Source organism: Bacteroides clarus (assembly GCF_015555825.1).
Classification (GTDB): domain Bacteria; phylum Bacteroidota; class Bacteroidia; order Bacteroidales; family Bacteroidaceae; genus Bacteroides; species Bacteroides clarus.
On sequence record NZ_JADNLF010000015.1, the window covers coordinates 19,023 to 45,390 of the forward strand.

The following is a 26,368-nucleotide window of genomic DNA, read 5'->3' on the forward strand; positions in this document are numbered from 1 at the left end:
GTATCATGAAAAGACCCGTACTGCTATTGGCATTAACCCTGCTGGGTTGCCAAAGTATCCTGACAGCCCGGCAAATGCACCCTCTTCAGGTGAAGGAGGTGCCCGCATGGGTGGCAAATGCCTTCACGGTGGCGCAAACACAATCGGAAGCCATGTACAACGAAGTTATGAAAACCGGACTGCTTCCACGCTCTATCCAACGGGGATTACAACCCAAAACAGACTGGACGGCAGGCTTCTTCCCCGGTACGTTATGGTATCTGTACACCTACACCGGAGAAGATACATGGAAAACGCGTGCCGAGAAAGCCACCGCCTTGATGGAAGGAGAACAGAACAATGCTTTCGACCATGACATAGGTTTCAAAATGTATTCATGCTTCGGAAACGGTTATCTGCTGACCGGAAACAAGGCCTACCGCCACATCATCTTCCGTTCTGCCAAAACGCTGACCTCACGTTACTCGTACAAAACAGGACTTATCATGTCGTGGGAACCGGATGTAAAACGAGACTGGCTCTTTCCGGTCATCATAGACAACATGATTAACCTGGAATTACTGATGGAAGCCTACAAAATGTCCGGCGATACCACACTCAGGCATATCGCCGTCTCCCATGCGGACAAAACCATGAAATATCATTACCGCAAAAACATGTCCTGTCCGCATGTTGTGGACTACGAACCGGAAACGGGAGCCATGCGCAAGTACGATTGGAACAACGGTTCGGACGACACGGCGAACTCCACCTGGTCTCGCGGCCAATCTTGGGGACTCTACGGCTTTACGATGATGTATCGCGAAACAGGTGACCGGAAATATCTGCAACACGCAGAAAAGATTGCGGATTTCCTGCTAAGTCACCCCAACATGCCCGAAGATATGATTCCTTACTGGGATTACTCCGCTCCCGAACGCTCAAAGATGCGCGATGCATCGGCAGCAGCCGTTATGGCTTCCGCATTAATGGAACTCAGCACTTATTCCGCCCGGGGAAAGAAATACTTTGAAGCCGGAGAAAAACAGCTGAAAAGCCTGTCTTCTCCCGCCTATCTGGCAAAACCCGGAACCCATAAAAACTTCATCCTGATGCATGCCACCGGAAACTTACTGCGTAACAGTGAGTTGGACGGCGCGCTCTCGTATGCCGATTATTACTACATGGAGGGATTGTTGAGATACCTGCGACTTATCAATGGGAAAGAGCTGTATAAGGTGATATAGTTGTTTTTGTTACTGCGCATACTTAGAATTAAAGTTTAGTTTATAAGAATCAAAGTTTAATTCATAAGAACCAAACTTTAATTCTTAAAGATAAAAGTTCAATTCTAAATATGCGTAGTACCAAAAGCAACTATTCTTTTCGGCGCAGGCATGTTCATATAGAGTTTTTTCGTACCTTTGTTGTTACAAAACCTTATCAATCAATGAACCATGACAAAGCCTATCATATTATCCGTATTACTTTGGCTATTCATATATCCGCTTCACGCACAGACTGCCGCACCGATCAGTTTCGTCCATATCGGATTGGACGAAGGCTTGTCACAAAGCACCGTATTCGATATTGCCCAGGACAAATACGATAATATGTGGTTTGCCACCTATAACGGACTGAACAAATATGACGGTTATACATTCACTGTATATCAGCACAATGAAAAAGACCCGCTAAGTTTAGGCTGCGATATCGTCCGTTCGTTACAGACTGACGACCAAGGCAGAATATGGGTCGGAACTTATGAAGGCCTTTCATTGTATGACAGCGACAAGGAGTGTTTCCAAAATTTCCAATACACGAAAGAGGGTAAAAACATGCCTGTCAATAAGATTGTAACAGTCAACGGGGAACTGTTGCTTATCTATACGGATGAAGAGCTCATCCTGTTCAACACCCGCACGCAATCATTTTCCAAGTCCCTGCTAAATCCCGATTTGTTTACCATCACTCCCACATCCGTCAATCGTCAGGGAGACTACATCTATATAGGAAGCCGGGAAGGCCTGTTTTCTTACTCCGTCCCGGACAACACGATCGGAAGCATCGCACCTGAGGTCTTTAAAGAGAAACGCATATCCGCCGTATTGCAACAGTCTCCCACCCAGTTATGGGTAGGTACCGAAGGTAACGGACTATTCCTCATAAACCCGCTGAACGGCGACGTCAAGCAATATACGGCAACACCGGGAAGCACACGCCCGATCAGTTCAGACTATATACGCGTGCTTTCGTTGGATACGCAAAACAGGCTATGGGTAGGCACTATCAATTCTCTCAACATATATCAAAAGGAAACCGATTCGTTTTCGATATACAAGAGCAACCCTCTGAGAAAAGGCAGTCTGTCGCAGACTTCCATTCGCAGCATATTCACCGATTCGCAAGGCGGAGTATGGCTGGGAACCTTTTTCGGCGGTCTGAATTATTACCACCCGTTGAAGAACCGCTTTCAAAAGATACAGTCTGTTCCCAACCGTAATTCCTTAAACAACAACATAATAAACTGCATAGTAGAGGATGAGGAAAGTAATTTATGGATCGGTACAAACAGCGGCGGCGTCAACTTCTATAATTCCAAAACCAATACATTTACCCACTATACTCAGAAAGACGGTCTGGGGTCTGATGACGTAAAGACAATCTATGTGGATGAGCAACAGAACAAAGTCTATATCGGTGTACATGCCGGCGGAATCAGTGTGTTACACCGCAACACCGGCCGCATCGAAACCTTTACCATCCCGTATCCGTCGGGCATTGCCACAAAAAGCATCTATGCCATCGTACCCATCGGTAACGGTGAATATTGGGTAGGAACATTGGGAGGGGTGGTACGTTTTAATCCCGCGCTGAAGACGTTCACTCCCGTTACTACCGAAAAGAACGGCCGACCGTTTAAAAGTACGCGAATCACCACCGTATTCAAGGACAGCAAGCAGCGCCTCTGGTTCGGAAGCGAGACAGGCCTCATCGTCTATACACAAGACGGAAACGAATTGCAAAGCATTCCCGTACTGTCTTCGGACTCCCCGCTCAATCATCGTTTTATCAACTGCATATACGAGGGAAGCAACGGTATCTTTTGGATTGGTACCCGTAACGGTATTTACCGCTTTGATGAAACGGATAAAACAAGTAAACAATACACTACTGAAGAAGGGTTACCTAACAATGTCGTATTCGGCATATCGGAAGACTTTGAAGGAAAGCTGTGGATAAGCACGGATAAAGGATTGAGCTGTTTCCAGCCCAAGACTGAAAGGTTCCGTAATTTCACAAGCAACGACGGATTGCAAAGCAACCAGTTTACAGCATCCGCCTACTGCCGTACCGCCAATGGAAAGATGTACTTTGGCGGAATCAAAGGCATCACGGCCTTTCAACCGGAAGAAATCGTAGACAATCCGTATACTCCTCCGGTCATCATCACTCACCTGCGGCTTTTCAACAAGAAAGTTACACCGGGTGACGGTACACGCATACTGAAAACCAATATCCGGGAAACCCGCAGCATAATCCTTACCGCGAGACAATCCATGTTCTCACTGGACTTCGTAGCGCCCAACTACATATCAGGCCAACACAATACTTTCGCCTATATGCTGCAAGGATATGACAAAGAATGGTATTACACAGACAATCAACGTACCGTGTCCTACTCCAACCTGCCGGCAGGGACATACCGCTTTCTGGTGAAGGCCGCCAACAGTGACGGTAAATGGAACGAGAAACCGACCGAACTGGAAATCACCGTATTACCGGTATGGTATAAAACATGGTGGGCCGTGCTGATGTTCACCGCGGCTTTCATCGCGGTTACAATATTCATATTCCGCTACTTCTGGATGCGTAAAAGTATGCAGGCCGAGCTCCAAATGGAACGGGTGGACAAAGAGAGACAGAAAGAAGTGAACGAAATGAAGCTCCGTTTCTTCATCAACATTTCGCACGAACTGCGCACGCCACTGACCCTGATACTCGCCCCCGTACAGGAAATGATGGATAAGGTAAGTGACAGATGGCTGCACAAGCAACTGGAACATGTACAAAAAAACACCAACCGGCTGCTGCATCTGGTAAATCAGCTGATGGACTACCGACGTGCCGAGTTGGGAGTATTCAATCTCAAGGTCAGACGTAACCCGATTCACAAAGTCATTGAAAAAGACTTCTTATTCTACGACCGGCTGGCTCAAAGAAAAAGAATAGCCTATAACCTTTCTTCAGAGGTAGAGGGAAAAGAAATCCTTTGCGACCCCAACTATCTGGAACTGATTGTCAACAACCTGCTATCGAACGCGTTCAAATACACCGATGAGGGAAAAAGCATTACAGTGGTACTGAGGGAAACCGGTAAGGAACTGCTGCTGCAAGTAAGAGATACCGGAAACGGAATACCCATCGACAAGCAGGCTAAGATATTCGAACGTTTCTATCAAGCGGACAACGAACACATGGGAAGCGGAATAGGCTTATCATTGGTACAACGCCTTGTAGACCTGCATCACGGACGAATCGAGCTGGAAAGCCGGGAAGGTGAAGGAAGCGCCTTCTCCATTTATCTACCGACAGAAGAAACGGCATATCGACCGGAAGAAATAGCAACCCGGACAAACGCCATCGGGGAACAACAGGTGTACACCACCAACAATCAGGATATGTACATCGTTGACACGGAAGATGAAAAAGAAGTAATAAAAGAAGAAACGGCAGAGAGTGACGGGACACGGAAAGAAAAGATACTCATCGTAGAAGACAATCTCGATATTCGTCGATATCTGAGTGATGAGTTGGGAAAAAGTTACCACATATCGGAAGCGGGTAACGGAGAGGAAGCATTGGCGCTCATGAAAGAGCAAGAGGCGGACTTGATTCTTACGGATGTCATGATGCCCGTTATGGACGGCTTGCAACTGTGCAAACAGATTAAGCAGAACCTGCGCACCTGTCATATACCTATCATCATACTATCCGCCAAAGCGGATTTGAAAGAGCAACTGGAAGGATTGCAGGTAGGTGCGGACGATTATATCCCCAAACCGTTCTCGATGGCGGTGATTGCCACGAAAATCAGAAACCTGTTCCGCACGCGTTACCGGGCTATCGAGCATTACTCCAACTCTTTGGAAGTAGAGCCGGAGAAAGTGGCGCTCAACGTAATGGACGAAGAACTGCTGAAAAAAGCGGTAGCCATTGTTGAGAAACACATGGATGACGTGGAATTCTCCACCGATGATTTTGCCCGCGAAATATGTATGAGCCGTTCCAACCTGCATCTAAAGTTAAAGGCGCTCACCGGAGACACGACAAATGACTTCATACGTAAAATCCGTTTCAACCGGGCATGTAAACTGCTTAAAGAGGAACGGTATACAGTAGCTGAAATCAGCGCAATGGTAGGTTTCAATACTCCTTCTTATTTCTCAACGAGCTTTAAGAAGTATTTCGGCTGTCTGCCTTCGGAATATATCAAGTCGTAACAAGATATCCATACAAAAAACTTAGAAAAACAAAATATGACAAAGTACTTCACCTTCCTTATAACAACCATTATTGCATTGTTATCACCGCTTCATGCACAGCCTGCGGAACATATCAGTTTTGTGCATATCGGAGTGAATGAAGGGTTATCACAGAATACTATTTTTGACATAACCCAAGATAAACAGGGCAATATGTGGTTTGCCACCCATGACGGTCTGAACAAGTACGACGGTTATGATTTTACCGTATATCAACATGACGAGCAGAATCCATACAGTATCGGAAGCGATATAACCAGAGCGTGCATGAGCGATTCACAAGGAAATATATGGATAGGTACGCAGGAAGGCTTATCGCTCTATGACGCAACACAAGATAAATTCTACAATTACACCTACCCGAAGAATAAAGCCAATACCCCAATCAACGGTATGGTGGAAATCAATGAAAATCAGTTGCTCCTATTCGCAGGCAAAGACGAGAATCTTTTGCGGTTCGATACCGGAACCCGCCGATTTTCCGATACCCCGCTGCACCCTTCGCTTCTATCCATCTCACCTACCGCTATCAGCAGACAAGGAGACAATATATACATCGGAAGTTATGAAGGAATGTTCGTCTACTCAATCTCCAGCAACACGCTCGAAAATGTCCTGCCGGAGAAGCTGAAAGGAAAACAAATACTCTCTATTTTACAGCAATCCCCGGTCTGCCTATGGGTGGGCACAGAAGGAAACGGATTATACAAAATCAATCCCCGGACAAAAGAAGCAATCAATTATACCCACATCCCCGGAAAGAAAGGAAGTATCAGTTCCAATTATATCCGTTCACTGATACTCGACTCGCAAAATGTTTTGTGGATAGGCACTATCAACTCTCTGAATATCTATAACGAGGCTACCGACTCCTTTAACAGCTATACCAGCAATTCAGAGGTCAGCGGAAGCCTTTCGCAAACATCCGTCCGTGACATTTTCATGGACACTCAAGGAGGAATGTGGTTAGGAACCTATTATGGCGGATTAAACTATTACCATCCGTTGAAGAACCGCTTTCATAACATACAATCCGTTGCAAAAGAAAATTCATTAAACAGCAATACCATAGGCTGTATCAAAGAAGACGCACAAAAAGGTATCTGGATAGGTACCAATAACGGCGGTCTGAACTATTACAACCCGCAAACGCAAAAATTCACACATTATACACAGAAAGACGGCCTCGCTTCCAATGACGTAAAAGCCATACATATAGATGAAGCGCAGAATCTGGTCTACATCGGAACCCATACCGGCGGGCTCAGTATTCTGCACCGGAATTCCGGCCATATCGAAACGTTTAACAGTAGAAATACAAGAAACGTATACGACATCCGGCCGGCCGCCAACGGTGACTTATGGCTGACCGGCATGACGGTTCTTTTACGTTTTGACACCCGGCAGAAAACATTTACCCGCGTAACTCTCCAAAGTAACGGCCGCCCTTTGGAGCAGGAACAATTTACATACATATTACGTGACAGTAAACAACGCCTTTGGCTGGGCAGCGAAACAGGACTGAACGTGTACACGGAAGACAATAACGGACTATTAGTCTGCCCTATACTCCCGGACAGTTTTCCGGTACGGCGCAAGGCAGTCAACGCCATATACGAAGCACGGAACGGAATTTTCTGGATAGGAGCGCGAAACGGGCTCTACCGTTTTGACGACAGCACAAAGGAGTATAAACAGTATACCACCGCTGACGGACTGCCCAACAACGTGATACACGGAATCTTGGAAGATGCATCCGGCAGACTGTGGCTAAGCACGAACAAAGGCCTAAGCTGTTTTCAGCCCGAAGCTGAAAAATTCCGTAACTATACGGACAATGACGGGCTTCAAAGCAACCAATTTACGAATAATGCCTACTACCAAGCGTCAGACGGCCAAATGTATTTCGGCGGCATCAACGGCGTCACTACATTTCATCCGGAACAGATAGTAGACAATCCGTACACTCCACCGGTTGTAATCACCCGATTGCACCTGTTCAATCAAACGGTATTTCCCGATGACGATACCGGCATATTGAAGAAAGACATCAGCGATACGAAAAGCATCACACTATCGAGCAAGCAATCCATGTTTTCACTGGATTTCGTGGTATCGAACTACATATCGGGTAATCATAATACGTTTGCCTATATGCTGCAAGGCTATGACAAAGAGTGGTACAACTCCAATATCTTGCGTACGGTATCTTACTCCAACCTGCCGGCAGGAACCTACCGTTTCCTTGTAAAAGCAGCCAACAGCGACGGGAAATGGAATGAAATACCGACAGAACTGGAAATCACGGTATTGCCCGTTTGGTATAAAACATGGTGGGCTATCCTGTTATTCATCATCGCCTTTATCTCCATCGTCATTTTCGTCTTCCGTTACTTCTGGATGCGCAAAAGTATGGAAGCCAAACTGCAAATGGAACGCGTGGACAGTGAGCGGCAAAAAGAAATGAATGAAATGAAACTACGTTTCTTTATCAACATTTCCCATGAATTGCGTACTCCGCTCACTCTGATTCTCGCTCCGGTACAGGAAATGCTGGATAGAGTAAGCGACCGATGGCTGCACAAGCAATTGGAACATGTCCAGAAGAATACCAACCGGCTGCTACACCTGGTGAATCAGCTGATGGACTATCGGCGTGCCGAATTAGGCGTGTTCAATCTTAAAGTAAGACTCACCCCGATACACGATGTTATCGAAAAGAACTTTTTATTCTACGACCGTTTGGCGCAACGCAAGCGAATATCCTATAACTTCAATTCCAATGTCGAGGGACGCGAGATTCTCTGCGACCCGGATTATATGGAACTGATTGTAAACAACCTGCTTTCCAACGCCTTCAAATATACCGGTGAGGGCAAAAGCGTCACTGTTACATTGCAGGAAGAGAACCATGAACTGCTTCTCCGGGTAAAAGATACAGGAAACGGTATTCCCATCGACAAACAGGGAAAAATATTCGAACGCTTTTATCAAATAGATAATGAGCATTTGGGCAGCGGCATCGGATTATCATTGGTACAGCGACTTGCAGACTTACACCATGGACGAATCGAACTGGAAAGCGAAGAAGGAGCAGGAAGCACTTTCTCCGTCTATCTACCCACAGAAGAATCGACCTATCTTCCGGAAGAGAAGCAATCCGCATCAGACCCCATAGAAGAACAGAGAATGTATACCACCAACGACCGGAATATGTATGTAATCGATACGGAAGTAAAGGAAGTGACAGAGGAAACAACGGAAGCAGACAGGCAACGTAAAGAAAATATCCTGATTGTAGAAGATAATACGGACATCCGGCAGTACCTCTGCGAAGAGTTAGGTAACAGCTATCACATCCTGACAGCAGAAAACGGTGAAGAGGCGTTATCCATCGTGAAAGAACAAGAGATAGACCTTATACTGACCGACGTCATGATGCCCGTTATGGACGGCTTACAGTTATGCAAACAAATCAAACAAAACCTGCGTACCTGCCATATACCTATTATTATCCTGTCTGCCAAAACCGATTTGAAAGAGCAATTGGAGGGCTTGCAAGTGGGTGCGGACGATTACATTTCCAAACCTTTCTCAATGGCAGTGATTGTTGCGAAAATCAGGAACCTGTTCCGTACCCGGTATCGGGCTATTGAGCATTATTCCAACTCATTGGAAGTGGAACCGGAAAAAGTGGCGCTCAACCCGCTGGACGAGGAGTTATTAAAGAGAGCAATAGAAATAGTGGAACGAAATATAGATAATGTAGAGTTCTCCACAGATGAATTTGCCCGTGAGATGTGCATGAGCCGTTCCAACCTGCATATCAAGATGAAAGCGCTGACAGGCGAACCGACCAATGACTTCATTCGTAAGGTACGTTTCAACCGGGCATGCAAGCTGCTGAAAGAAGGAAGATACACAGTAGCAGAAATCAGCGGAATGGTAGGTTTTAATACCCCATCGTACTTTGCCACCAGCTTTAAAAAATACTTCGGTTGCCTGCCGTCAGAGTACGGAAAGTAACTATTCGGACAGAATTAAAATACAATTCGACAAAAGTGAGACAGGTTTGCACCTGCCTCACTTTTTATTACACGCTACTATAAGCCGAAAAGTATTTGCTTGCCTATATTTGCTTTGAACAAAAAGGCAAGAATACATATATGAAAAACAGGAAGAAACTCTTAATCGTTCTATTATGCCTCTTTTATATAATCAATGTACAGGCACAACATGAAAACATAAAACGTTTGACCTCCGATTATGAACTTTGGTACGACGAACCTGCAAGCAACAAAGGCGGCCTGATTCCCGCCAATGAATCGGAACGTCCCATAGATATAGATTGGGAACGTTGGTCGCTACCCATCGGAAACGGTTATATGGGAACCAGTATCTTTGGCGGTACAAGTACCGAAAGATTGCAACTGACAGATAAAACTTTATATATACGGGGACTTTGGGGGGCTGAAACACAAACGTCATTCGGTGATTTATACCTGGACTTTTTCCATGACCTCCGAAGCGATTACCGTCGCAGCCTGAACTTAAACAAAGGTATCGCCGAAGTCAGTTACCAATACCAAGGCGTAAAATACCACCGCGAATATTTCATGAGTTATCCGGACAATGTACTGGTCATCAAGCTGACCGCCGACAAACCCGGAAGCCTCACTTTTACCGTTCGCCCGCAAATCGCACATTTAGTACCTTTCGGACCTCTGCAACGTACGGATACCATGACCATAGGTTACTTGAGCGGTCCCACGCAAACCCGCTTCAGCTATAACGGACGTGAAGGTAAGGTGTTCGCTAAAGATGACATGATTACGCTGAGAGGAAAAACCGAATATCTGAAACTGATTTATGAAGCGCAAGTCAAAGTGATTCCCATAAATGGCAGTATGTCCGCTTGGAACGACTCTAACGCAGACCATGGTACTATCCGAGTGGAGAATGCCGATTCGGCCGTTATACTCTTGGCTTTAGGAACCAACTACCGATTATCGCCTCAAGTATTTGCCAATAAACCTGCCGAAAAGCTGAAAGGATGTCCCGATCCGCACACAGAAATATCCCAACGCCTTATAAAAGCCACCCAGAAAGGATATAGCCAACTGCGCACCACTCACATTAACGACTTCTCCTCGCTTACCGAAAGGGTGCAACTGAATATCGGCCCCAAAAGCTATCTTCCCACCGACCGCCTGTTGGCTGCATACAAGGCCGGAAAGCAAGATACGTATCTGGAAGAGTTGTTTTTTCATTACGGACGTTATCTGCTTATCAGCAGTGCCCGCAAAGGTGCTCTCCCACCCACTTTGCAAGGCGTATGGAACCAGTACGAGCTGGCCCCCTGGAACGGTAACTATACCCACAACATCAACATACAAATGAACTATTGGCCTGCTTTCAACACCAATTTGACCGAACTGTTTGAGAGTTATTCCGATTACCATAAGGCTTATAAACCTATGGCCGAACAATTTGCATCAAAGTATATCAAAATACACCACCCGCAGCATTTCTCTGACGAACCCGGTGGCAATGGCTGGACTATGGGTACAGGAGCGGGAGCCTATATGGTAGGAATGCCCGGCGGACACTCCGGTCCCGGCATGGCAGCTTTCACCTCAAAACTTTTTTGGGATTATTACGCTTTCACCAATGACAAACAAATCCTAAAAGAGACATCCTATCCTGCCATACTGGGAGTAGCCGATTTTCTGAGTAAGGTTACTACCGATACGCTCGGTCTTTTACTTGCCAACCCTTCTGCTTCACCCGAGCAATATGCTAAAGCCACTAACCGTCCCTATCCCACTATCGGTTGCGCTTTCGACCAGCAGATGATATATGAAAACCATCAAGATGCCATTCGTGCCGCAAACCTGTTGGGCGAGCATAACGAAAATATCCGTCTCTTTAAAGAACAGAGTAAGCGTTTAGACCCCGTACAAATAGGGTACTCCGGTCAGATAAAAGAATACCGTGAAGAAAAGTACTATGGCGATATCGTGCTGGAACAGCATCACCGTCACCTATCACAACTTATCGGTCTTTATCCGGGCACACTGATAAATGAGAATACTCCCGCATGGCTCGATGCCGCTAAAGTAACGCTCAACCGTCGCGGCGATGTTTCTACCGGTTGGTCTATGGCCCATAAGATAAATCTTTGGGCACGTGCCAAAGAAGGTAACCGTGCACATGATCTCGTAGCTGCCTTGCTGACAAACGGTATTCGCGAAAATCTTTGGGCAACCTGCCTTGCCGTACTGCGTTCACCTTTTCAAATTGACGCCAACTTTGGCGGGACGGCCGGCATTGCGGAAATGTTGTTGCAAAGCCATGAAGGATATATACATATACTGCCTGCATTACCCGATGCATGGAAAGACGGTTCATACAAAGGGCTTACTGCACGCGGCAACTTCGAAGTATCCGCCAGTTGGAAGGAAGGACGGCTCACAGAAGCCAAAGTGTTGTCAAAACAGAATAACACTTGTGTCTTGAAATACCCCGGCATTGCATGTGCAGAACTGAAAGATACCACCGGTAAAATGATAAGATACAAATCGCTTGGTAAGGACAAAATATCATTCCTGACAAAAGCCAACCAAACATATACAATAAGTAATGTGCCGCAACACACTGTAACGGCAGCCCCACAGGATTTGACAGCCGGTTTCAACGAAGATACCGTTTCTCTTCAATGGAAACCTGCCAAAGATGCTGCCGCCTATGCCGTATACCGTACTCGCGGCAACAATCCCGATTACGAACTGATAGCAACCGGCGTGAAGCAACCGTCATACAAATATACCTCGTCAGAACTTAAAACTACTGATTTTCTGATTTTCAAGATTGTATCACTCGACCGGAGAAAGAATGAAGGAAAGGCAACAACTATCTGTGTTGAAAAGAAATAAATAACAAACCTAATAAAAACAGTTTTTATACAAATAACTATCCAACATGAAAAAACAACTCTTACTCTTCTTGATATTCTGCCTGATACCACTTTCTATTCAGGCTGAAAACATCCAGCGTATCCACGAAAATGAACGCGAAACGCCGTATCCGCAACAAGAGCATACTTTATATATAAACCCTTCGCCACTGCTGGTTCCAAAAAGCGTCAAGCAATCGGATTTCCTGCAATTCAATCTATCAAGAAGCAAAGACTTCTCGGATGCAAGTACCGTGCTGTCCCAACCCAAGCCCTGGTGTATGTTCAATCCGCACAAAGTATTGGAAAACGGTACATGGTACTGGCGTGTGCGTTCGGTAAGCAAAGAAGGTAAAGAGTTTTCCTGGAGCAAGACATACAGTTTTACCGTAACCGGTGACATACCCCGATTCGTAACACCTGAAGCCAATGTTTTTTTGAGTAGCATCCCTCAAGCGTATCCCCGCATCTATTGTTTCCTGAACGACAATCTGGAGAAAGCGCGCAGGAAAGTACGTTCACATCCGGAGTTCGAGAACATGATTACCGACTCGCGCAATGCGCTCGGTTCAAACTATGCCAACGATACCAAACCATACAGACAAATCACCCGTATGGCGGTCGAATGTGATAATCTGAATACTGCCTATCAAATGCTGAAATTGGATATATACGCAGAAAAAATGGTACAAAACGTACGCTGCCTGTTGGCCGTAGAACCTGACAAGAAAGTTATCGGCAATGATTTCAATGCCGGAGAATTGATTTACACATTGGCATGTACCTATGAGAATTGTTACGACCGCTTCAGTTCACAAGAGCGTAAACAGATAGAAAGTATCATTATGGATGTACTGTCACTCTATTATAAGAGCCATATTCTGGAAAATGAAGAAACCCATATCTTCGACAATCATTTCTGGCAGTTCGCATTCCGCCACTTCATGCAGGCCGCATTGGTGATGTACGGCAAATATCCGCTTGCCAAAGAATATCTGGAATACAGCTACGAACTTTGGACGGCACGCGCCCCGGCATCCGGTTTCAACCGCGACGGTTCATGGCATAACGGAACAAGTTATTTCAGCGCCAATGCCGTTACCCTATCTTATGTACCCACCCTGTTCGGCTATCTGACAAAAACAGATTTCATGCAACATCCCTGGTATAAAAATGCCGGCATCGGTATGCTGTATAGCTGGCAACCCCGGGCATTGAGTGCGGGGTTCGGCGACGGACACGAAAAAAATAACGGCAAGCCCCTGCGCATCCGCAGTGCTTTTGCCGATTTCATGGCACGCACTACCGAGGACCCGTACGCCGCCTGGTATTCGTCTATCAACAACCGTTATAAAACAGAATCAGAAACGCGCCTCTACCGTATGGCATGCGGCAAACAACGTCCCCGACAAACCGAATTACCGGCAGATGCTCCCAAAGCCGTATGGTTCAAAGATACCGGTGAAATGATAGCCAACAGCGATTTGAAGGACTATAAACATAACATCAGTCTCAGCTTCCGTTCCAGTCCGTTCGGTTCCGGCAGCCACACGCACTCCAACCAGAATGCTTTCAACTTGCACTATGGCGGAAAAGCCATTTACCATGCGGTAGGTCATTATATGAACTTCTCCGACCCGCATAACCTGTTGTCTTACCGCCATACACGCGCCCACAACACCTTATTAATAGATGGCATCGGACAACCGTTCACCACACGTGCGTATGGAAACATTGTACGCATGTTCAACGGGGAGCATGTCTCCTATGCCTTGGGAGATGCTTCCAACGCTTATTGCGGCATCAGTGAATACCCCATGTGGCAAAAGAACTTTGCCGGCCACAATCTTGAACAGTCACGGGAAAACGGTTTCGGAGAAACTCCCCTGAAGAAGTATCGCCGCCATATCTTCCTGTTGCACCCCAACATCGTGGTTATCTACGACGAATTGGAAGCAACTAAAGCGGTAAGTTGGGATTGGCTGTTGCACAGTCCGGTAAAATTCCAGATAGACGAAACAACATCAACGTTGACAACCCGTAACAAAAAAGACAAATATATTTCTGTCGCCCGCTTGTTCAGCGAACAAAAATGTACTATCAGCCAAACGGATAAGTTTATCGCCGAGCCAAACAGGAAAATAGGTGTCCGCGGTGAAGACTTTACCGCTCCCTGGTCGTTGACAGCCAGTTATGAACCCGGTAAGGCCAATCGTATACTTACTATTATTCAAGTGGAAGCGAACGAAAACCGAATTGTAAATATAGAACGTTCCGGCAATAACAGTTTTCAATGCGGTGACTGGAAGATTGAAGCGGAGCTGAATACCAAGCGTCCGGCAAGTCTGTATATTTGGAACCGTAAAACACAATCAACATTCAGCTATGGAAAAAACAGGCCTGTTATAAACGGTAAAGTGTATGAAAACAAAAGAAAGGATTCCTCTATCTTATACGATAGCTTCAATGGGACGTGGGAAATACGGGAAATGAGAGACAGGCCTGCACTCTATACAGGTGGAATACAAAAATAGCATATACCGTTGCAAATAATTAATATATTTTAATAATATCTACCGCAATATTAATACATTTGCATTTATATCAAATATATACAACATACACACTTATTCAAGATTGTCTATATAAGACAGATTATAATACTTTAAATTCCTTATTGTTTAACTTAAAAACAAAGTCGTATGAAAAAACACATTAGATTACTTTTTGTAACAATGATGTCTTTCATCTGTTTCGTTGCCTTTGCGCAAGAGCAACGAAGAACTATTACAGGTACAGTGAAAGATGTAAACGGAGAATCCATTATTGGTGCCAATGTTTCAGTGGAAGGAACCACTCTTGGAACAATAACAGACATTGACGGAGCTTTCAAATTAGATGCTCCGGAGAATGGTAAACTTATTATCTCATTCATTGGATATGAGAAACAAGAAGTCAGCATCAACAAAAAAAACACGTTTTCCATTACATTAAAAGAAGATAGCGAAATGCTTTCTGAAGTCGTCGTAACGGCATTAGGTATTAAACGAGAAAAGAAAGCATTAGGATATGCCATGCAAGAGGTAAAAACAGACGTTTTCTCAGAAAACCGTTCTACCAGTGTTTCAAACCTACTGCAAGGTAAGGTAGCCGGCGTACAGATATCGCAATCCGGTAGTGGCGTAGGTGGGCCAACTCGTATTGTGCTCCGTGGTCTGAACTCTTTAAGCGGTAATAACACACCGCTTTGGGTAGTTGACGGACTACCTGTTCTGGATAATTCCAACAGCAATACACAGTTCTCATATTCTTCCGGAGCTGCCGACATCAACCCTGATGATATCGAAAGTATCTCAGTATTAAAAGGTGCCAATGCTGCCGCTCTTTATGGTTCAAGGGCACAAAATGGTGCAATTGTCATCACTACCAAAAAGGGTAAGGAAGGAAAATTGCAGTTGGAATATAATGGCTACGTTTCTATGAGTAAAGCCTACGACTCGTACGAATTCCAAGATGTATATGGCCAGGGTACCAATGGACAATATGCACTGGAAGCCAGTGGTTCATGGGGTCCCAAGATGACAGGACAAATGATTCCCAACTGGCGTAAAGAACTTTATGGAGATGAGTCCTACAAAGAATACGCCATGTTACCTCAGAAAAACATCATTGATGATTTCTTCCGCACAGCTTTAAACTATGTAAACTCAGTCAGCGCAACCGGCGGCAACGAGAAAATGAATGCGCGTTTCTCTTTCACCGACACCCGTAACCAGGGTATTCTGCCCAATGAATCCATGAATAAACAGAATTATAACTTAAATGTGGAAATCAAAAACAAATATCTGACCATTGGCGGTAAAGTATCTTATTTCCGTGAAAAAGTAAAAAACCGTCCGGAAACTTTCTATACCGGTGTATGGTCACATTTGATCCGTTTACCACGGAATATCCGTTTACAAGACTTACAAAACCCGGTAGGTATTGACGGTTATGTTGTGAACTGGCATGGAGAAGATACCGAATACAGAAATCCATACGGGCTTATTGCAAACGGAAATGGAAACGAATTGAACAGAGACAGGTTCCAAGGCCAGGTAACCGTAGTAGGTAATATCACCGATTGGCTGAAAATAACCGGACGAATCGGTTTGGATAGAATTTCAGACAACGTAGAAACCTATATGCCTTATCATGCAAAAGCGGAAAGTCCTAAAGACTTAATGACCGTTACCAACACCGCAAGCGAAGAATTAAACGCAGACCTGATGCTGAACTTTGACAAACGATTTAAAGATTTCTCCTTAACAGCCAATGTGGGGATTGCCACCAACTACAACAAATTTAAATCTTTAGCCGGTGAAAGCGGTAAAGCAATCATTCCCAATTTTGTAGCATTAAGTAACGGTGAAAGCAAACTGGCTATTCAGGACTTTTCATCGAAACGCATCAACTCGGTTTTAGGAAATGCTACTTTGGGATATAAAGGATATGCCTTCCTTGATGTTACAGCGCGTAATGACTGGTCTTCCACCTTGCCTTCATCCAATTGGTCTTATTTCTACCCGTCTGCAAGTTTAAGCGGAATTCTGTCCGACATATTTGAACTGCCCAAAGAATACTTTTTAAAAGTACGTGGTTCTATTGCACAGGTCGGCAACGACACAGCCCCCTATGCGCTCTATAACGTATATACTCTGGAAGCGTTAGGTAACCATACAGTAGGAAGTAGCTCTAACACATATCCATTGGCCGACCTTAAACCCGAGAAAACTTTATCATGGGAAGTAGGTGTAGACTACCGCATGTTCAATAACCGCCTGGGCATTGACTTTACTTATTATCGTTCTACCACAACCGACCAAATTCTGTCAATGACTGTTCCCGGTTCCTCCGGATATGCCAGCAAGAAAATCAATGCAGGAAAAATGGAAAGTAAAGGTGTGGAATTAATGGTAACCGGTACTCCTATCCAAACCAAAGACTGGCGTTGGGACGTGACTTTGAATTGGGGTAAAAATACAACTCGCAATGTAGAACTGGATGAAAAGAACAAACGCTATGTATTCCCGCTCACCACCAATGTACGTGTAGGAAAGGTTGTCATTGATGAAGGTGGAAAATTTGGCGATATTGTATCCACTGCATACAAAAGAAATGAAGATGGACGTATCTTGGTAGGAGACAACGGTCTGCCTCTCATTGACACTAAATCCGAAAAGGTCATCGGTAATATGATGCCTGAATGGACAGGCTCCTTTGGTACCACACTATCTTGGAAAGACATTGTATTCAGCGCTCTTATAGACGTAAGATATGGCGGCCAATTCCTCTCAATGACCGATGCTTATGCTACCGGTGCCGGTAACTCCAAGAGAACATTGAGTGGACGTGACGGCATGGTAGTAAACGGTATTGTCGAATCAACCGGACTGGAAAACACCAAGCAGGTAACTGCTCAAGAATATTATGCTACTATCGCCGGAACTTATCCTGTAGGAGAAGAGTTTTTACACGATGCCACATACGTAAAACTGCGCGAACTCTCTATCGGCTATACACTGCCAAAAATCTGGTTCAGAAACACTCCGATAACCAATGTAAAAGTTTCTATCGTAGGACGTGACTTATTCAATATTTACAAGGCCGCTCCCGTAAATGCCGAGTTTGCACAAAACAGCCAAGACGTATTCCAAGCTTTCGAACTTGCCGCTCTTCCGTCAACAAGAACAGTAGGTTTCTCACTTAACGTAAAATTCTAAATAAATATTATTATGAAATTACATAAGATTCTAATCACACTACTTTCCGCCATTACCATCAGTAGTTGTACAAGCGGATTTGAAGAAATGAACAAAGACCCAATGGCAGTCAATGAAATATCTCCCAGTCTGTCACTGCCCAATATGCAATATCATGGTTTCCACATTGTCTATGGCGATTACCAGAGAGCCGCTCTGTTATATTCTTTCCTGTATTGCCAATATCTAGCCAATACAAGCAGCTCTTTCACCTCTGGCAATTATGTATTTAACACTTCATGGGCCGAACGCGGACTTTGGACGCCTTATTACCAACAAATGGTCAAAAGAATCCGTGAAATAGAGCCCACATTAGAAAATCATCCGGAATACAACGACATGTATCAAATCATGCGTATCAACTTAGCTATTAGCACTATAAGGATGACAGATACTTTCGGGGACATTCCCTATTTCAAAGCGGGAAGAGGAGAAACGCTCATCCCTTACGATAGCCAGAAAGATATCTATTATGACGTTTTTAAGGAACTGACCGAAGCCGTCACAGAACTAAAACAGAAAAAGAGTAATCAACTCCAATATAATACTGAGGACTTAATTTACCAAGGTGATGTAGACAAATGGATCAAGTTAGCCAACTCCTTACGTTTACGTGCCGCCATGCGTCTCTCATTCATTGATCCCGATAAAGCTAAAGCCGAAGGAGAGGCTGCCTTAAAGGAATCCCTTATAGCCTCCAACAGTGACAATGCCGGTGTAACCCCGCCACAACCGAATCGCTGGGCAAACCCGTTATTACGCAGTTTGGTTGTCGATGAATCCCGAGCCAGTAAAACGATGGTTGACATGCTTACAAGCTATGGTACGGTGGCCGATCCGCGTCTCACCTTAATTCTGTCTCAAAGCGGAGCGTGGGTAAAAGGAGAAGCGGACGCAGTACAATATCGAGGAGTACCCAATGGACTGCCTGTTACAGACCTTTCGCTACCCGAATATGATAATAGTCATAACTCCTGTATTTGGGGATATATGTGGGGATACGATTGGAATTCTGCCGCAAAAGGTTCTAATGTTGCAAAACCCAATACAGACGCCAACTTTACCCCATTAGGATTAATGAATTATTCTGAAGTATGTTTCCTAAAAGCTGAAGCCGCCTTACGAGGTTGGCAAGGGGCAGGAGATGCTCAGGCAAACTATGAAGAGGGGATCCGTGCTTCATTTGAAGAAATGAGAGCATTAGCTCCTGAAGGGTCCTACTCCACAACCGATGACAACACGTACATTACAACCGGACAAGTAGCTTGGAACAACGCTGATGATTTTGAAATAAAATTAGAGAAAATTATCACACAGAAATGGATAGGAATATATCCTAATTCAGAAGAGGCATGGGCTGAATTCCGCCGTACCGGATATCCTAAGCTTAATCCTGTTAAACAAAGTCTGGAACCTACGATTAATCCGGCAAATAATGAATTTATCAAAAAGCTGCGGTACGTAGACAACGAATTAAGCAATAATAAAGAATACGCAACAGACCCGACCTTAAACGGCGGCAAAGGCGATGGTCTTTCCGTTCGTGTATGGTGGGATACAGCACGGTATAAATAATTTCAAATAATCTGATTTAGGTGAAGGTATATTATTATATAGCCAAATTAAGATTATATAGTCATATACCTTCTCTTTTACAAAAAAGATACCAAATCCACAGACAAAACTGCTACCATGAATATTAAAATCTTACTACTCATCCTCTCATGCTACACCCTTACTGTCCAAGCACAGCATGATGACTTCGGTCAAGACGCCCTTATCAACCCAAGTGCAACAACTTTCAAATTCAACATCGCGCCGGGACCAATAAAACCTACCGATGCCTCTATTGCGGCGCACTATCAATGTCCTGAGTGGTTTCGTGATGCCAAATTCGGTATCTATATGCACTGGGGTATCAACTCTATTCCGGGTTATGACGGACATTACGGCCGATGGATGTATTGGTATCAGGAACCAGACTCCGCATTACACAAATATCCCATATTGGGTTACAGAGCACATGCGCCTAAGGTATACCAACATCATTTGAAAACTTACGGACACCCTTCCAAATTCGGCTACAAAGATTTTATACCTATGTGGAAAGCCGACAAGTTCAATGCCGACTCATTGGCAGCCTTCTACAAAGAGGTTGGCGCCAAGTTTATCGGTGTAATGGCCGTTCATCACGATAACTTCGACTTATACGATTCAAGCCACCAACCTTGGAACTCCGTAAATATGGGGCCGAAGATAGACATCGTAGGAGCATGGCAGAAAGCATGCAAAAAGGCAGGCGTACACTTTGCCATTTCTTCCCATCTAAGTAACTACTGTCATGAACATATGTTTTACCAAGGTACAAATGCCGACCCCGAAGGTCCGTATGCCGGTATACCTTATGACTATATGGACCCGGCTTATGAAGGACTATACGGTAAACGTACCTCTGACCGTATCATGCGGTTGGAACCAGAATTTGCCCAATCATGGTATCTCAGAACTAAAGAACTGATAGATAAATACGAACCCGAATTACTCTATTTCGACGGTCCCCTACCCAACGGTATATACGGCCAACAATTGGCAGCTCATTTCTACAACAAGAATCTCTCGCGCAAAGGTGTACAAAATGGCGTACTCACTATCAAAAGAGTGAGAGAAGGATATACTTTAGACCGTGAATGTTCCGGTGAAGATGATTTGCAGAAGAATCCGTTTTTGGTAGATACCACTGTCAATCCCGGCTGGTTCTATATGGGAAACTCTCTAAACATAAGCAAAGAAGGCGGGGATGCCGGTATGGGGTCAGTCGTGCAAGGAAAGACTAAAGACAAATTGCGCATGACGGCAGGACAAATTGTAGATAACCTGATAGATATCGTCAGCAAGAACGGCAATATGATGCTCAATGTAGGATTGCGAGCGGACGGCAGCTTGCCCGAAACATTCAGAGATGAACTTATAAAGATAGGTAACTGGCTGAAATTGAACGGAGAAGCAATTTATGATACACGTCCCTTCAAAGTATACGGTGAAGGGACATTCAGCATAAATGCCGTAGCGGGTAAGAAGAAGTATGCGGACTACATGTATACGTTCACTGCAAAAGACATACGCTTCACCACCAAGGAAAATACAATATATATCTTTATATTGGACTGGCCGGGAAACGGCAAAAATATAAAGATACAAAACCTGAACAGTAAGGAGATAAAGAACATTCAATCCGTTTCATTCTTAGCTTCAGGAGAAAAAATAAAATGGGAACAAGATGAAAACGGATTGTATATCACAATGCCATCCCACCCCATAGGTGAATATGCCTATGCTTTCAAAGTAACAATCAAATAAACATTGACCGGTATGAAAATCCAGATTACTATATTTTTGATATTATCAACCCTGATAAATTTATCCAATACAAACGCTCAAACTGTAAGTATAGAGAATAATCTGCTTACCTTGCGGATACACAAACAACAAATTACAATAGAGAATAAAAAACTTCCCGATCTCAAAGTAAAAAATATACTTCTACCGGGGCAAATCATTGCCTCTGAGAAAACAGAAACGTCCGACCGACTGTGGGGAGAAGGACAATCATTGGAAACTCATTATAACGATGGACGTAAGGTTACATTCACTTTATATGGCAATAATCCTTTTCTCTACATCCATACAGTAATGAAAAACCGCTCAGGACAGGATGTACGAGTAAGTCGCCTGGAAATAGCATCCGTAGAAATGAGTATAGGTGAAATGAACCAACCATTAAATACTTTGGGAAGCGGTGGATTTGCTCCTGTCCAACAGGCACAAGGAAGTTATACCTACACTCTATTAGCTGAACCCGATAGTCGGCACTCTATTCTGACGGCTTGGCTGACGCAGAAACAAGGTATAGGAGTTATGACTCCGAAGCTGGACAAAGGAAAGAAAACATACAAAGTAAAAGCTGAACTGGAATTCGGCAATTATTTGGTAAGGAATGGCAAAGAAAGAGGCACCGATATCCTACTGATAGGCTTTTTCGAAGATGGAAGAGAAGGACTGGAACTATATGGAGAGTATCTTGCCAAAGCATATCAGATACAATTACCGGCAAAGCCGGAAGTTTATTGCACCTGGTATCACCGCAACCTAAACGGCTCGGGAGCTTCCACCGAAAAGATGTTACAGGAAAATGCCAATTTCGCAAAAGAAAATCTGGCGGACTTCGGACTGAATACCTTCCAAATTGACGACCATTGGCAAAATTCCATGGGTATTCCTAAAAACAGGCTGGGCTCAGGTCCTTTAAAAACTTTTGCCGAAAGTAACGAAAATTTCCCATCGGGAATGCAATATACAGCCAAGCACCTGAAACAAGCGGGATTTACTCCCGGACTTTGGTTCATGCCTTTCTCCGGTGACATGCACAACCCTTACTTCTCCAAAGAAATATTTGCAAAACATCTTTGGTCTGACGTTCCCTATGACGTAAAAAAATGGTCAGGTACTTGCATCGACGCCACAAACCCCGCAGGTGAGAAGTTTCTACGCGAACGCTTCAAAAGAATTTACGATTGGGGATACCGCTATTACAAAATTGACGGCCTGCATACCGGTGCGCCTTCAGAAAATATCTATGTAACCAGAAGCTATGACGGAGTACCTGTATACGGAAGCGCACGTCTTTATAACGACGAATATACCTTCACACAGTGCTTCCGCAAGGGACTATCCATCTTGAAAGAAGAAGCTCCGGGCGTTTTTCTTTTAGGATGCGCCGCTACTCAGAACATGAGTTCTTTCGCAGCATCCTTTGGTATGGTAGATGCTATGCGCGTAGGTCCCGATAACGACGGTGCCATACAGGGAGCATGGGGAAAAACCACAGCCGGAGCGGACTATGCAGGCAACCTGTACTTCCTGCACAACAAAGTCTGGTACAACGATCCCGACCCTTACTTTGTACGCAGCTCCAACCCGCTGAATAAAGCCCGCTGGATGATATCTTGGCAGGCCATATCCGGAGCGATGAATACGACAAGCATGCAATATGCGGAGTTAGCTCCCGAACGTTTAGACATGATAAAGCGCGCACTGCCCACCCACAACCTAAATGCCCGTCCTATTGATATTCTCGAAAATAATAAACCCCGAATCTGGATGGTAAAAAATGACAGACAGATTGTTTTGGGATTATTCAATTGGAACGAACGACAAAACACGCAAATTGATTATAGCCTGAAACGAATGGGGCTGAACGATTCAGAGAACTACGAACTGTTCGACTTTTGGGACAATAAGTATTTGGGGAATATCAAAAGCAAACTATCTCAAACATTAGCTCCTGCATCTTGCAAAGTATTAGCTGTGCGCCCTCGCAAGGTCTATCCACAAGTCATCAGCACATCCCGTCATATAACTCAAGGACTGATGGATGTAAAAGAAGAATCATGGAATCCCGACAAGAGAACCCTATCCGGAACAAGTGCGGTTGTGAAAGGAGACAGATATGAGCTCCGCATTATAGTACCGGAAGAATTTAATATTAAAAGCGCCAAGAGTAACAGCGGTAAAATGTTTATCCAAAAAGAAGGGAAACTAATACGAGTATCATTTACTCCCAAAAAATCAGGAACGATAAATTGGAATATAGAATTCAAATAACCAAAATAAGAGTGCGTAATAAAAAACGAAGAGATTTGGACAAAATCAAAAGTTCTTCAAACAAATTTACGCATACGTCAAAGTATAATGTAAGACCTTTCGACATTATCAAACCTTATTTCACAAATAATCACTTACCTTTGCTACAAGAGAAAGAAACATACCATAAAAACATTAAAAAATTTATAACACATGAAAAGATTTCTATTATTCTCTATTGTAGCATGGTACATAACAGCCAGCTGTTTCTGCCAGATAGATTGGAAAAATTTTATGTCTCAGCAAGACATGATTTGGACTCGCCTGCCTCAAACTTGGTACGAGGCTCCTTTTATGGGCAACGGCAGTATGGGAACCTATATCTGTAAAGAACCCGGTAAAAATGCTATACGGGTAGATGTCGGTAACAGCATGGTGCATGACCATCGCACAAATGATAGAGGTGTCTACGGAAGATGCCGGTTGCTTATCGGCTACTTCCTCTTGCATCCTGCAGGAGAAATAAAATCCGGGGATATGAGACTGGATTTATGGAATGCAGAAACTACCGGATGCATCCGTACTACCTTGGGAGAAATAAAACTGAAAACTTACGTCACTTCCGAAAGCCCTTATATCGTTGTCGAAGCTGAAGCTACGGAAGGTGAGAAGGATTTCACATGGAAATTCTATCCGGAAAATACAGACTCTCCAAGGCAATTGAACGCCATCCAAAGAAATAACAAGAAACACCTGAAAAAAGGATACGTATCGAATCCGGCGTCACAGTTATCCGTACGTAACGGAGTGAACTATTGTTGGCAGCCTTTACTGGCCGGCGGCGGTACAGCCACTGCTTGGAAAGAAATAAGAAAAAATAATACAAGTATCCTTCTTATAAGTAACGCACACTCATATCCGGAAACAGATGCATTACAAAAAGTAGAAACAGCATTGGCAAGTCTGCAAACAACCGATTTGCCCATTCTTCAAAAAGCACACCGGGACTGGTGGCATAATTACTATCCGCAAAGTTTCGTAAGTCTTCCCGATAAGAAAATGGAAAATTTCTATTGGGCGCAAATGTACAAACTTGCATCCGCAACACGCATTGGCGGCGGTCTGCTGGATAACAGCGGCCCCTGGCAAGTGCTGACTCCCTGGCCTAATGCATGGTGGAACTTGAATGTACAACTGAGTTATTGGTCTGTATATGCTTCCAACCGTCTGGAATTGGGAATGCCGCTGGTCAATGCAATCGGCAGCAATCTGAACAATCTGATAAACAATGTTCCCGAAGCTTACCGGAAAGATGCCGCAGCACTGCCTGTCGCTACCGATTTCAATCTGATAGGAGAAACCGTGAATATTCCCGGTACGGAAAAGAAAGCCCAAGTAGGAAACCTGCCGTGGATTTGTCACAACCTTTGGTTGCAATACCGTTTCAGTATGGACGAATCGATATTGAGAAATACTATATTCCCAACACTGAGACGCGCCATTAATTTCTATCTCCCCTTCCTGAAAGAAGATAAACAAGGAAAACTACATTTGCAAAGAACCTTTTCTCCTGAATATGGTATCGCTGAAGATTGCAATTATGACATTGCGTTATTACGCTGGGGATGTAATACGCTGCTTGAAACAACTAAAATTCTATCCATTGACGATGAACTGATACCTCGCTGGAAGCAAGTTATAGAGAAGCTGACCGACTATCCGCAAGACGCAAACGGCATGATGATAGGCAAAGATGTGCCTTTCAGCCGTTCACACCGCCATTACTCACATCTGTTGATGTTCTATCCGCTTTACTTGCTGAATGCCGAGCAAAACGGCAGTAAGGAACTTATGGAAAAATCTGTGGAACATTGGCATAGCCTGCCGGGTAACATCCTCGGATATACCTATACCGGAGCCTCTTCGCTATATGCCGCATTTGGTGAAGGAGACAAGGCTTTGGAAAAGCTGAACGGTTTGTTTGCCCGTACCCTGCGTCCCAATACCATGTATATGGAAAGCGGTCCGGTTATTGAGACACCGTTGTCCGGTGCACAGTGCATACACGATATGTTGTTACAAAGCTGGGGCGGAAAGATACGCGTATTCCCTGCCGTACCTTCCCGATGGGGAGATGTGCAGTTCCAGAATTTAAGGACAGAAGGCGCATTTCTCGTATCCGCCAGCCGAAAAGAGGGAAAGACAACCGGTATTCGCATCAAAAGTCTCGCAGGAGAACCTTGCATCTTACGTACGGATATGGTGAACCCGATTGTCAAAGCAGGTAATGTAACGCTTACTCCAATAGGCCAAGGGGAATACTCATTGGACTTAAAGAAAGGAGAAACCGTTGTCCTGACTACCGCAGGGGGAAACATTCCTATGATTAGTCCTGTTAACGGGAAAGGACAAAACTTCTTCGGATTACAACAAGCTAAAAAATAACC

General features: G+C 44.4%; 10 protein-coding genes. All 10 read left to right on the top strand.

Annotated elements, in window-relative coordinates; translation table 11 throughout:
- The first annotated feature begins 5 nt into the window (after positions 1 to 5).
- The 10 genes from I2F54_RS14580 to I2F54_RS14625 all read left to right on the top strand — a co-directional run bounded on the left by I2F54_RS14580 (position 6) and on the right by I2F54_RS14625 (position 26,366).
- Positions 6 to 1,226: a glycoside hydrolase family 88 protein gene (locus I2F54_RS14580; RefSeq protein ID WP_087426230.1), complete on the top strand. Its 1,221-nt coding sequence runs from the start codon at positions 6 to 8 to the stop codon at positions 1,224 to 1,226.
- Positions 1,227 to 1,436: 210 nt separating this feature from the next.
- Positions 1,437 to 5,483: a hybrid sensor histidine kinase/response regulator transcription factor gene (locus I2F54_RS14585; protein WP_195501635.1), complete on the top strand. Its 4,047-nt coding sequence runs from the start codon at positions 1,437 to 1,439 to the stop codon at positions 5,481 to 5,483.
- Positions 5,484 to 5,519: 36 nt separating this feature from the next.
- Positions 5,520 to 9,551, top strand: coding sequence for a hybrid sensor histidine kinase/response regulator transcription factor (locus I2F54_RS14590; protein WP_195501637.1), 4,032 nt, complete (start codon positions 5,520 to 5,522; stop codon positions 9,549 to 9,551).
- Between the two features lie 227 nt (positions 9,552 to 9,778).
- Positions 9,779 to 12,460 carry a glycoside hydrolase family 95 protein gene (locus tag I2F54_RS14595; RefSeq protein ID WP_229097211.1) on the top strand — a complete coding sequence of 894 codons (2,682 nt, stop codon included), beginning with the start codon at positions 9,779 to 9,781 and terminating at the stop codon, positions 12,458 to 12,460.
- Positions 12,461 to 12,506: 46 nt separating this feature from the next.
- On the top strand, positions 12,507 to 15,014 hold the full coding sequence (locus I2F54_RS14600; protein WP_195501641.1) for a DUF4962 domain-containing protein: 2,508 nt from the start codon (positions 12,507 to 12,509) through the stop codon (positions 15,012 to 15,014).
- Between the two features lie 168 nt (positions 15,015 to 15,182).
- The gene (locus I2F54_RS14605) at positions 15,183 to 18,242 is read left to right on the top strand and encodes a SusC/RagA family TonB-linked outer membrane protein (RefSeq protein ID WP_195501642.1); all 3,060 of its coding nucleotides are present in this window, start codon (positions 15,183 to 15,185) and stop codon (positions 18,240 to 18,242) included.
- Positions 18,243 to 18,254: 12 nt separating this feature from the next.
- Positions 18,255 to 19,856, top strand: coding sequence for a SusD/RagB family nutrient-binding outer membrane lipoprotein (locus tag I2F54_RS14610; RefSeq protein ID WP_195501644.1), 1,602 nt, complete (start codon positions 18,255 to 18,257; stop codon positions 19,854 to 19,856).
- 117 nt (positions 19,857 to 19,973) lie between these two features.
- Positions 19,974 to 21,638 carry an alpha-L-fucosidase gene (locus I2F54_RS14615; protein ID WP_195501646.1) on the top strand — a complete coding sequence of 555 codons (1,665 nt, stop codon included), beginning with the start codon at positions 19,974 to 19,976 and terminating at the stop codon, positions 21,636 to 21,638.
- A 12-nt stretch (positions 21,639 to 21,650) separates the two neighbouring features.
- Positions 21,651 to 23,942, top strand: coding sequence for an alpha-galactosidase (locus I2F54_RS14620; protein ID WP_195501648.1), 2,292 nt, complete (start codon positions 21,651 to 21,653; stop codon positions 23,940 to 23,942).
- Positions 23,943 to 24,134: 192 nt separating this feature from the next.
- Positions 24,135 to 26,366, top strand: coding sequence for a glycosyl hydrolase family 95 catalytic domain-containing protein (locus I2F54_RS14625; protein WP_195501650.1), 2,232 nt, complete (start codon positions 24,135 to 24,137; stop codon positions 26,364 to 26,366).
- Positions 26,367 to 26,368: the final 2 nt, after the last annotated feature.